At 67.5% G+C, this 11690-nt stretch carries 6 protein-coding genes; 2 read left to right on the top strand and 4 right to left on the bottom strand.

The features are described from left to right. Positions 1-23: 23 nt before the first annotated feature. Positions 24-773, bottom strand: a complete 750-nt coding sequence (locus LPN01_RS14775) for a virulence factor (RefSeq protein ID WP_262829184.1) — start codon at positions 771-773, stop codon at positions 24-26. 170 nt (positions 774-943) lie between these two features. Between LPN01_RS14775 and LPN01_RS14770 the strand changes: the two genes are divergently transcribed. Further along, positions 944-1255: a DUF485 domain-containing protein gene (locus LPN01_RS14770; protein ID WP_262829183.1), complete on the top strand. Its 312-nt coding sequence runs from the start codon at positions 944-946 to the stop codon at positions 1253-1255. An 8-nt stretch (positions 1256-1263) separates the two neighbouring features. Further along, on the top strand, positions 1264-2961 hold the full coding sequence (locus LPN01_RS14765) for a cation acetate symporter (RefSeq protein WP_316748494.1): 1698 nt from the start codon (positions 1264-1266) through the stop codon (positions 2959-2961). Between the two features lie 31 nt (positions 2962-2992). Here LPN01_RS14765 and LPN01_RS14760 read toward each other — a convergent pair whose 3' ends face one another. The 3 genes from LPN01_RS14760 to LPN01_RS14750 form a co-directional block, all read right to left on the bottom strand. After that, positions 2993-4852, bottom strand: a complete 1860-nt coding sequence (locus LPN01_RS14760; protein WP_262829181.1) for a M61 family metallopeptidase — start codon at positions 4850-4852, stop codon at positions 2993-2995. Positions 4853-5081: 229 nt separating this feature from the next. Next, positions 5082-8102 carry a TonB-dependent receptor plug domain-containing protein gene (locus LPN01_RS14755; protein ID WP_262829180.1) on the bottom strand — a complete coding sequence of 1007 codons (3021 nt, stop codon included), beginning with the start codon at positions 8100-8102 and terminating at the stop codon, positions 5082-5084. A gap of 231 nt (positions 8103-8333) precedes the next feature. Then, positions 8334-11390, bottom strand: coding sequence for a TonB-dependent receptor plug domain-containing protein (locus tag LPN01_RS14750; protein WP_262829179.1), 3057 nt, complete (start codon positions 11388-11390; stop codon positions 8334-8336). Positions 11391-11690: the final 300 nt, after the last annotated feature.

The following is an 11690-nucleotide window of genomic DNA, read 5'->3' as shown; positions in this document are numbered from 1 at the left end:
CGCTCGTGCGGCCCTGTTTTCGGTCAGCGTGCGAACGCCTCGGGTGCCGCGCGCCGGATCGCATCCAGCACATGCGCGAACAAGCCGATTCGGTCGCTTTTCAGGAAATGGCCGCCCGGCATCGCGATCAGCCGTGCGTTGGTCAAATGCACGTCTGGGCAGACGCTGTCCGCCTCGGTCGCGCCATAGATACAGGTCACCGGCGTCCAGGTCAGGCGGTTGAGCGTCTGCGCGCCCCAGCTGTCGGGCCGCGCGCGATAGGCGATGCCGGTCGGGTCGGCGCGAAAGAACACCGCTTCTCCGGGCACGACCAGCACCACGCCCGCGACATGGGCGCGCAGCGCGGCGGGCAGCGCGACCAGTCCGGTCTGCAACACATCCGCGCCATAGGACTGGCCGATCAGCACCAGCCGGCGCGCGCCGGTGACCGCAAGCGCGCGGCGGACGCCGTCGGCGATGATCCGGTCGATCCCGGCCCGGGTCTGGCGCGCGCGGAATGCCGTCGGCGCGTTGATCCCGACGACGGTGATCCCGTGCTCCGCCAGATGCTGTGCGGTATAGGGGGCGGGTCCGAAGCGCAGCCCCATGTCGCCGGACACATAGAGCACGCCGACCGGTCGCCGTGCGCCCGCCGCGACGAACAGCCGCACCGGATCGCGATCGAAGAAGCCCGCCGCCGCCGCGATCCCCGCCAGCACGACCAGCACGCCCGCCACGGCACCGGCGGCCCAGCCGATACGTCGCCGCGACGCGCGAGGGGAACCGACGGCCATGCCGCCTCATGCCCCCTTGGCGCTGTCCGGCCGATGGCGGCGCCATGACATTTTCGTCACGCCCCGCCGGGTGCCGGCGCGACCGGCGACGATTTGACCGTTGCGTCCCGCCCGGCTTGCGGCATGATACCGCTATCGACCCGGATCACCGGATCGCACCGGGAGGGTGGATGACCGACGAGCACCTCACGCGGATCGCGGACGATCCCCGCTATCGCCAGCTGCTCCATACGCGCGGCCGGTTCGGCTGGCTGCTGTCCGGAATCATGTTCGCCGCCTATTTCGGCTTCATCCTGCTGATCGCGTTCGACAAGGCGTTCCTGGCGCAGCCGATCGTCGCGGGCGGGGTCACCTCGCTCGGCATCGTCATCGGCTTCGCGCTGATCCTCCTCGCGGTGCTGCTGACCGGCCTCTACGTCGCGCGCGCCAATCGCGACTATGACGCCGCGCTCGCCGCGATCGTCGCGGATCATCGGCCGTGACCGGAGCCATGACGCGCTGGCCGATCGGGCTCGCCGCGATGCTGGTCGCGACGCCCGCCCTCGCCGATGCACTCACCGACGAGACGCGACAGCAACCGACCAACTGGACCGCGATCGCGATGTTCGCGGCGTTCGCGCTGCTGACGCTCGGCATCACCCGCTGGGCGGCGCGGCGCACGCGCACCGTCGCCGACTTCTACACCGCGGGCGGCGGGATCACCGGGTTCCAGAACGGCCTCGCGATCGCGGGCGACTATATGTCCGCGGCCAGCTTCCTCGGTATCTCGGCACAGATCTTCAACGACGGCTATGACGGGCTGATCTATTCGATCGGCTTCCTCGTCGGCTGGCCGATCATCCTGTTCCTGATGGCCGAAAGGCTGCGCAACCTCGGCAAGTTCACCTTCGCCGACGTCGCCTCGTTCCGCTTCGCGCAAACGCCGGTGCGGACCTTCGCGGCGATCAGCACGCTCGTCGTGGTGCTGTTCTACCTGATCGCGCAGATGGTCGGCGCGGGCCAGCTCATCAAGCTGCTGTTCGGGCTGCGCTACGAATATGCCGTCGGCATCGTCGGCGTGCTGATGACGCTCTACGTCCTGTTCGGGGGCATGACCGCGACCACCTGGGTCCAGATCATCAAGGCGGTGCTGCTGCTCGGCAGCGCCACCTTCATGGCGCTGATGGTGCTGGCGCAATTCGGCTTCTCGCCCGAGGCGCTGTTCGCCCGCGCGGTACAGGTGAAGACGGGTCTCGCCGCCGCCACCGGCCTCGCCCCGCCGGAGGCCGCCGCCCGCGGCGCGTCGATCATGGGGCCGGGCAATTTCATCAAGGATCCCGTCTCGGCGATCTCGTTCGGCCTCGCATTGATGTTCGGCACCGCGGGCCTGCCGCACATCCTGATGCGATTCTTCACCGTGCCGGATGCCAAGGCGGCGCGGACGTCGGTGCTGTGGGCGACGGGGTGGATCGGCTATTTCTACCTCCTCACCTTCATCATCGGCTTCGGCGCGATCGTGCTGGTCGCGACCGACCCCGGCTACGCCGACGGCGCGGGCGGACTGATCGGCGGCGGCAACATGGCGGCGATCCACCTCGCGCATGCGGTCGGCGGCAACCTGTTCCTGGGCTTCATCTCGGCGGTCGCCTTCGCGACGATCCTGGCGGTCGTCGCCGGGCTGACGCTGTCAGGGGCGTCGGCGGTCAGCCACGATCTCTACGCCACCGTGGTGCGCAAGGGACGGGCGGACAGCGCCGCCGAACTGCGCGTTTCGCGGCGCACGGTGCTGGTGCTGGCGGCGGCGGCGATCCTGCTCGGCATCGTGTTCGAGAAACAGAACGTCGCCTTCATGGTCAGCCTCGCCTTCGCGATCGCGGCGTCGGGCAATTTCCCGGTGCTGATCCTGTCGCTGCTGTGGAAGGGGTGCACCACGCGCGGCGTCGTCGCCGGCGGGACGCTGGGGCTGGTGTCGGCGGTGGTGCTGACCATCCTGTCGCCCGCGGTCTGGGTGACGATCCTCGGCCACCCGGCCGCGATCTTCCCCTATTCGTCGCCCGCGATCGTCTCGATGCCGCTCGCCTTCGCGACGATCTGGCTCGTGTCGGTGCTCGATCGCAGCCCGCGCGCGGCGGTCGACCATGCGGGCTACGCCGCCCAGCGCATCCGCGCCGAAACCGGCATCGGCGCGGAGGGCGCGTCCGCGCACTGACCGCCCGCGCCCGCCACTGCGGGCCGGGCGATCACCTGCCCAGCCACGCGGTCCGGAACGCCATCTGCGCCGGGGTCACGGCAGTGCCCAGCGTCTCGCTGCGCACGATCTCCAGCCGCGGGTCGGCGGCGAAGCGCAGCGTCGCGTCGCGTCGGATGCCGCGTTGCTGCCAGCGGATCGCCACGCGATCGCCCGGCTTGCGGTTCGCCAGCATCGCCTGCGCCGCCGCGACGTCGGTCACCGGCGCTCCGTCCAGCGCCAGGATCGTGTCGCCCCGCTCGATCCCCGCGGCATAGGCCGGCGCCGCGGGCGATGGCGGGTCGCTTACCGTCACGGTGCCGCTGGCGCCGTCGAACCCCAGCCCCAGCCCGAGCCAGCCGCGCACTGCATCGGCGGGCCGCAGCGTCAGCCCCGCCTGCGCCAGCAAGGGCGCGTAATCGGGCAACCCGCCGGCATGCACGCTGCCGTCGAAGAAGGTCTTGGCAAAGGCGGGATCGTGCGTCGTCTCGGCCAGCGCCCGTTCCAGATCGGCGGGGGTATAGGGGCGCTCGCCATCGCCGCGCGTCGTCCACAGGTGCCGCATGTACTCGTCGAGCGACACCCCCGGATAGCGCTGGCGCAGCTGCAAATCGAGCGCCAGCGCGACGATCGCGCCATAGGGGTAATAGGAGACGAAGATGCTCGGGTTGACCGGATCGATCGCCTTCGCCGCATCGACGAACGGCGCGCGCAGGCTCATCTCCTCCGGCCCGCCGTAGCGCCGGCCCGCGCCGTTGACGACGCCGTTCAGCGTCGCGCCCAGCCCTTTCAGGAAATCGTCGACGCTGCTCTCGCCCGCCCGCCGGATCATCAGCGGGCCGTAATATTGGGTGAAGCCTTCGGCGAACCACAGGCTCGGCGTCGGATTGGCGCGGGTGAAGTCGAACGGTTCCAGCTCGGCCGGGCGCAGCCGCTCGACGTTCCAGCTGTGGACGAATTCGTGACTCAGCGTATTGATCTGTGCGAAATTGGCCTCCGCCAGCCCGCGCCGGTCGGTGATGATCGTCGAATTGCGATGCTCCATGCCGTCACCCGCGATCTGGGGCATATAGTCGGCGATGAAGGTATAGGTGCCATAGTCGTAGCGCGGCGCCTGCCCGAACAGCGCATAATGCTGCGCGATCACGCGCCGGACCTTCGCGACATAGGCGTCGACGTCCGCCTCGCTGCCGGTGTGGTGGAGCGCAAGGCGCACCAGATAGCGTTTGCCGAGCGCGTCGGTGACCGGCCATTCGCGCAGCGCGAAGTCGCTGATCTCGGTCGGGCTGTCCATGAAATACTGGAGGTTGGGGGCCCAGAAGGTGTTCGTGCCCTTCGCCGCGGGCAGCTGCGTCGCGATCCGCCATTTGGGGTCGAACGGCCGGAAGCGGACCCGGATCGGCTTGTCGTCCCATCCGCGCGCCCACAGGAAGGTGGCGGGCATGTTGAGATGCGCATGCGTCGCGTCGATCTGCGCATAGGTGCCGTCGCCCCAGTCGCCGTACAGCGTGTAGGTGACGACGACCGTGCCGTCATGCCCTGGCGCGACCGTCCAGCCATAAGGATCGCTGCGGTCGAGCGTCAGCGGCCGCCCCGCGCCGTCCTTCGCCGACACGGCATAGACGTTCTTCGCGAATTCGTGGATGGCATAGCGCCCCGGCGACGACCGCGCCATCTGCACCCGCAGCGGCCCCGCCGGCACGCCGCGGAACGTCGCGGTCACCTGCGCCTCGTGATGGACGGCGTTGGGAAAGGCGACGTCATATTGCACCGGCGCCCCCGCCCCGGGATCGCCCGCCTGCTGCGCGGCCATGGCCTGTGCGGCCAGTGTCGCCGCGGTGCGATCGGCCGGGACCGCATCGGCATGAACCACACCCGCCAGCAGGCCGCTCGCGAGGAGTCCTGCTCCATATGTCCGGATGCTCCGCCTGTGCCGTGCCATCATGCCCCTCCTCGACCGCTCGCGCACGCTATGCCAAGCCGCGGCATTCCGGTCCAGCGGGCTGGCAAGGCCAGGTCACGACGGGCCTTTCCGGCCCGAACCGAAGAGGGCGACGACTTCCCCCCGGAAATCGTCGCCCCCCCATCGCGCTGTCGGTCGATCAGAACCGCATGCGCGCGCCGATCGTGAACGCCCGGCCGATCGGATCATACAGCGTCGGGAAGGTGTTGCCGCTGTTGAACGCGGTCCCGCCCACGCCCGATCCGACCAGCGGCGGTGCCTTGTCGAACAGATTGTCGACGGTGAGGCTGAGTTCCAGTTCCTTCGTCGGCCGCACGCTGAACGCGAGGTCGAAGTAATTGTACGCGGGTATGTTGCGATAGGCCGCGAGCACCGTCGTCGGGTTCGGACCGCCCGGCTGCGGCGTGTTGCCGGCAAGACGGGTCGCGAGGAACGGTTCGAGCGAGACGGGGCTGATGTGCGTCCAGAGCAGCGAAACGTCGAACACCTCGCTGCTGTAGGTGACGCGACCGTTCCACTTCCATTCGGCGCGCGGGTTGGTGCAGCCCGTCGCACTGTAATAGCCGGTGCAATCGCGGTTGATCGCATTTGGCGTCGCCTGGAAGTGATAATAGTCGAGCCAGGTCGCGTTGAACCCGAGCGCCAGCGTGCCGGGCACATTGATGCCGAGATCCGACAGGCGCGTCGACTGCGTCAACCCGAAGTCGATGCCCGCGGTCTCGATCCGTCCCAGGTTCGAGAAGCCGGTAATGACGCCCGGCGTCTCCCCCGCGCCGTTGAGGCTGCCCGTCAGCGGGTTGCGCTGGATCAGTGCGCAGAACGCGTTGTTGGCGAACGTCGGGTTCAACGACGACGAATAGCAGCCGTTGAGGATGTCCGCCTGCGCAGGCTGGGTGATCGCGTTCTTCACGACGATGTTGAAGTAATCGACCGTCAGCGCGAAGCCGGTCAGGAACGTCGGCTGGATCACTCCGCCGAGCGTGTAGGTCTGCGCACGCTCGACCTGGAGGTTCGGATTGCCCTGCGTGGTAACGTTGATCTGACCCGAAGTCGGAGCCGGGATCTGACCGATCGTGTTCGCCGGGGCACCGGTCGCGACGCACAGCGCGGCGAGGCCGGCATTGGCAGAGGCGCTGGCGAGCTGGTTCGACTGGCATGGATCGACCGCCAGGTTGCCGAGCCCCTGCACCGCCGACTGGAACAGTTCCTGCACGTTCGGCGAACGAACGGCGCGCTGATACATGCCGCGGAACTTGAAGCCTTCGATCGGCGCCCACTCGCCACCGGCCTTCCACGTCGTGCTGCCGCCGGTCGTCGAATAGTCGGAGTAGCGAATGCCGCCTTCTGCCTGAAGGTTGTAGAAGAACGGCTTGTTCTCGACCAGCGGCACGATTAGCTCGCCGAACACTTCCTTGACGTTGTAGCGCCCACGGTCGGGCGGGGTGCGCGCGCCGGTGCCGAGCACCTCACCCTGGATCTGCGACGGCGCGTCTGGCTGGCTCGCAGCCGAGATGTTGCGCCATTCCCCGCCGATCGAGAAGCCGACCGACTTGCTCGCGAACGGCGACGTGAGGCCGAACAGATCGCCGCCCACGTTGCCCGTGACGACAGACAGCTTCGTCTTGCGGTTGATGAGCGCATCGAGATCGATGAACGCCAGCTGGTCGGCGGTGATCGACCCGTTGGGGCCGAACAGGTTGAGCGGCACGCAGTTGTTCGACGTGTCGGCGCAGCGGATCTGCCCCCCCGTGGTGCGATAGGCGCGCAGCGCCTGCTGTACCTTGCTGAACGATCCCCAATTCTCGCGGACCTGATTCTGCGTGGTCTCGCCATATTGGCCCGACAGGTCGAAGTTGATGCCCTTCGTCACCGTACCGCGGATACCGCCCTGTATCTGGAAGACGCGGCTCTCGATCGGATTGCCGCGCGGGCCGTATTCGGTGAAGCGGCGCTGCGCGATCACAGGCGTCTCGATATAGCCCGCGGTGCCGGGCCCACCCTGCACAGCGGCCGCGGTGGCGCACGCGGCGGCGCTGATCGACCGTGCGGTGCAAAGCTGGCTGCGGATGCCGTCGGTCAGATAGGGATTGTTGAGCGCCAGCTGGTAGATGTTGCCGAACGTGCCCGACGGCGCCAGCTGCAACCGCACCTCGTTGCGGACGAAGAAGGCGGAGGCATAGGCCTCGATACCGTCGGTCAGCTCGTAATGCCCCGCCGCATAGGCGCTCAGGCGATTGAGCGGCGTCTGGAAATAGGTCCCGCTGTTGGTGTTGTAGGTGTCGGCGGCGGTCGCCGCCTGCAGACGACCCGTCGTGGGATTGACGACCGCACCGAACGCGCTCGCCGGCAGACCGAGCTGCGCATTGGTCGGCGAGGCGAAGATCGTTACCTGCGCCGCGGTCGCGCCCGAAAACAGCCCGGTCGTCGAACTGATCGGGAAGGCGCTGATCGACCGTTGCGTGTGGAGCAGCGGGTTCGCCTCGGTATAGCCGACGCTGACCACCGCGTTGCCGCGACCATCCGCAAAGTTGCCGCCCAGCGTCAATGCGCCATTGAAGCGAGCGGCGTCGCCCCGCTCCGAAATGCGATACTGGCCCGACGCTTCCAGACCGGAAAAGTCCTTGCGCGTGATGAAGTTGACCACGCCCGCGACCGCATCGGCGCCATAGACGGTGGATGCGCCACCGGTGACGATCTCCACCCGCTGGGTCAGCGCGACCGGAATCACGTTGGTGTCGGTCAGCCCATCGAGGCCGAACGGTACGATCCGGCGGCCATCCAGAAGGACCAGCGTACGGTTGTCGCCGATGCCGCGCAGGTTGATCGTCGACGAACCATCGGACCCGTTGTTGACGCCCGGCCCGAGCGACGGACGGACAGCGGGCAGATCGCGCAGCAATTCCTCGGCGGTCGCCGGCTGACGGAACGTAATTTCCTGCGGACCGATCACCGCGACCGGGCTCGCCGTCTCCAGATCCGGACGACCGATACGCGACCCCGTGATGACGATGTCGGGATCGCCGTCCTGCCGCTCCTGCGCTACCTCGGGCGATGCCTCCGCCGGCGTCGTCACCTGAGCCGCGGCCTGTCCGGCCAGCACGCCCGCACTGATTAGCAACGTCGACGCCAGCAACGCGTGCCGCGATAGCGAATTCGCCATGGTGTATGCCCCTTGTCGTCGGCGACCGTTCTGGCCGTCCTTCGCGGACGAGACGTTGCATGTGCGTGACGGCTAAAAAAGGCAGCACTACTGCGCTGTCTTGATCCGCTTCGATCCTGTTGCATCGCAGCAACACTACAGCACGCCATGGACCGGCTTTCCAAGCACGGACAAAAAAAGGGAGGGCCCCGGTGGGGACCCTCCCGTCGTCGATCGCCCTTGCGCGTTCGATCAGAAGCCGAAGCTTGCCCCGGCGCGGAACGTGCGGCCGACCAGACCGGCGTAATGCCAGGTGGTCAGGAAGTTCGGCGCGCTCGCATAGGCCGCGGGCGCGACCGGTGCGTGGGCGTTGAACACGTTGCCGACGTTGACGAAGAACGTGAAGTCGTCGTTGACCTTCACCGACCCGTTCAGGTCGACGTTGATGAACTTCTTGACGTAGCAGAAGCGGTCGCCGCCGGTCGTGTCCGTGGTCGCCTTGTACAGCGCCGCGGTGCAAGCGGTGGACAGGCTGCCCTGATCGGTCGCGACGGCCTTGATCTTGTCGACGAAATAGGTCGTCGCCGTCAGCGAATAGGCGCCGACCTGGAGCGTGTTCTGCCAGTTGCCGCGCCAGTCGGGCGTGCCGTTGCCCGACGACAGGTCGTACGGGCCCATCGTCCCCGCATATTTCTGCACGCCGCCGCTGGCGTGCAGGTCGTACTTGAACAGGTGCGTGACCTCGACGCGGCTGGTGAAGGTCGCGTCCTCGCCGAGCGGCACGTTCGCGGTCGCCGCCAGATCGATGCCCGAGGTGATCGAATAGTCGGCGTTGACGAACGGCACGTTGATGATGAGCACGCGCGGCAAAGCGTTCGGGAACAGTGGATCCGGCGCATCGACCAGATTGACCGAATAGCCCGGACCGACGTTGGCCACGGCCGCCTGCGCCGCAGCCAGGTTGTTGGCACCGTAATAGGCAGCCTGTGCGGCGCCGATCTGCGGACCGGCAACGATCAGGTTGGACTTCTTGACGTTGTAATAGTCGGCGGTGAAGCTGAACCACTTGACCGGCTGGACGATCAGGCCGGCGGTGAAGCTGCGCGACGTTTCCGGCTTCAGGTCCGGGTTGCCAGCGACGCCGCGGCCGAGCGAATAGGCCTGGCTGTACGGATTGCCGTTGACGTTGCACGCGCCGTTGGCGCCGATCGTCGCGCCATGGGCGACGCCGAAGGTCGCGCAGGGCGGCGTGTAGGTGACGAAGCCCGCATATTGGCTGCGCGCGCCGCTCTCGGCGAAGGTCGGTGCGCGGAAGCCCTGCGAATAGGTGCCGCGGATCGCCAGCTGCTTGAACGGCGTGAACTTGACGCCGACCTTGGGCGAGAAGCGGCCGAACCCTTCCGAATAATGGTCGTACCGGCCCGAGGCGTTGACATCGAGCATCGTCAGGATCGGTGCGTCGATCTCGAAATAGGCCGCCGACACCGTGTGCTTGCCGAACGACGACGAGGTCGTGAGGCCATAGGTGTCGAGCGCCGCGTTCTGGTTGTTGTTCTCCAGCGTCTCGCGGCGGACCTGGCCGCCGACCGCGACCTGCAACGGGCCGCCCGGCAACGCGAACAGCGCCTTGCTGAGCGAGGCGTCGAGCGAGGCCATGGTCGAGTGCGACGGCGTCGTCTTGTCGGGCGACAGCGTATCGCGCACCGCCTGGCTGTTCAGCGACGGATTGACGAAATTGTAGCTGCCGGTGTTGATCGCGTTGCGGAGCGCGGCGATGTTGATAAGGCCGTGCTGCGTGATCTCCAGCTCGTCGCGGGCATAGACGCCCTGGACGCGCCAGTTCCAGTCGTCGCCGAAGTTGCCGTCGAGGCCGGCGGTGCCGCGATACACCTCGTTCTTGCGGTCGCTGCCGACGGGGATGTCGCCGAACAGGTAATAGATGCGCGCCGCGCCATTGTTGGGGTCGTTGGCGAATGCCGCCGCATAGGGGTTGTTCGGATTGAGCTGGCGCCCCGCGGTGCCCGCGACCGAACAATTGATGCCCGACGTGCAGATGTACACCGGCAGCACGACGCCGGGATTGCTCGACGCGGTGCTGGGTGCGCCGCCGAACGGCTGGGTGGCGCGTATCGCCGACGGCGTGCCCTTGATGCTGACGTCGCTGCGGCTGTAGCTGCCGGTGACATAGCCCTCGATCGCATCGCTGAGGCGGACGCTGATCCGGCCGTTGACCGAATAGCGCTCCTGGAGCGGCTGCAACTGGCGATAGCGGTCGACCAGGTCGTAGCGGCAACCGACGCCGTTCACCGCGCTGCTGGTCTGGGTGTAGGTGCCGTTGTTGCAGGTGCCCAGGTTCAGCGTCTGGAACTGCGTGCTCAGCGCCGTCGTCGAACCCGCCAGCGGGTTGTTGAGATCGGTCTGGCGCACCCGCACGACCACCGCGCTCGGCGTGGCGGTCGTCAGGTTCTGGTCGGCGGTGTTGAGGTCGTTGCCGCCGATGCGGGTCAGGTCCTGGGTGTTGTAGGGAAAGCCGCGGCTGTGATTGGAGATGCGGCCGTCGCGCTGGTATTCGCCGTTGACGTAGACGTTGAAGCCCTTGTCCTCATAATCGCCGTAACCGAGCGTCAGGTTGGCCCGCTGGCGCGCGCCGTCGCCCTTTTCGGCCAGCCCGGCCTCGACCGTGCCGGTCAGCCCGGTCACATGCTTCTTGAGGATCAGGTTGACCACGCCGCCGATCGCGTCCGCGCCATAGGTCGACGATGCGCCGTCCTTCAGCACTTCGATACGGTCGATCAGGCTGAACGGGATCGAATTGAGATCGACGTAGGAATTGTGGCCATCGTCGCTGATCGGGAAGTTCGCGGACCGCAGCCCGTCGACGAGGACGAGCGTTGACGACACGCCGAGGCCGCGGAGCGACACGGCCGAACCGCCCGCGCTGAAGCCCGACTGGAAGCCGGTGCCGATCGAGCCCGCGCCGTCGGCGGAAATCGAGCGGATCGCGTCGGTGGCGGTGGTGATGCCGGCCTTGGCGATGCTGTCGGCGGTCAGGATCGTGACCGGCGACGGCGTCTCGGTGTCGGTACGCCGGAACAGCGATCCGGTGACGACGATGTCGCTGTCGCCCTGCGTCGACTGCGCGTCGGGCGTGGTCGGCGCGGCCTTCTGCCGATCCACCTCGACCTGGCCGGGCGTCTGCGGCGTCGGTGCGGTCTGCGCCCAAGCAGGAGCCGCGACGAGCGCGATGGCCAGCGGCGTGGCAGCAGCGAGCAATGCGGCCTTGCGGCCGCAGCGAGAAATCCTGGTCACTATGTACGTCCCCCTTGCACGGTCGCCGCCCGGCGCCGCTTACGTTCTTCAAATGCCATGACATTTGAAGAGCACTGGGTGGATCAAGGACCGGGGGCTGTAAAGTGGTCCGCAGCGTTCGCGGCCACATTCCGTAACGTTCCGTTGCAATTCGGACACAAAAGGTCTGGTCTGTTAACCCGTTCGTTCAGGGTGTCTTTTTGCCCCCGAACAGCCGACCCAGCATCGCCTCGGCCGCCTTGCCCACGGCGTCGGCGATCGCCTGCGGATCGGGTTGGGTCTGGGTTCCCTGCGGTGGCG

Source organism: Sphingomonas sp. A2-49 (genome assembly GCF_025548555.1).
Lineage (GTDB): Bacteria > Pseudomonadota > Alphaproteobacteria > Sphingomonadales > Sphingomonadaceae > Sphingomonas.
This window is presented reverse-complemented; position numbering and strand designations above follow the sequence as displayed.

Excerpts from the sequence above, each read along its gene's own strand:
- LPN01_RS14775 (WP_262829184.1), bottom strand. The coding sequence starts at position 773 with ATGGCCGTCGGTTCCCCTCGCGCGTCGCGGCGACGTATCGGCTGGGCC.
- LPN01_RS14770 (WP_262829183.1), top strand. The coding sequence starts at position 944 with ATGACCGACGAGCACCTCACGCGGATCGCGGACGATCCCCGCTATCGC.
- LPN01_RS14765 (WP_316748494.1), top strand. The coding sequence starts at position 1,264 with ATGACGCGCTGGCCGATCGGGCTCGCCGCGATGCTGGTCGCGACGCCC.
- LPN01_RS14755 (WP_262829180.1), bottom strand. The coding sequence starts at position 8,102 with ATGGCGAATTCGCTATCGCGGCACGCGTTGCTGGCGTCGACGTTGCTA.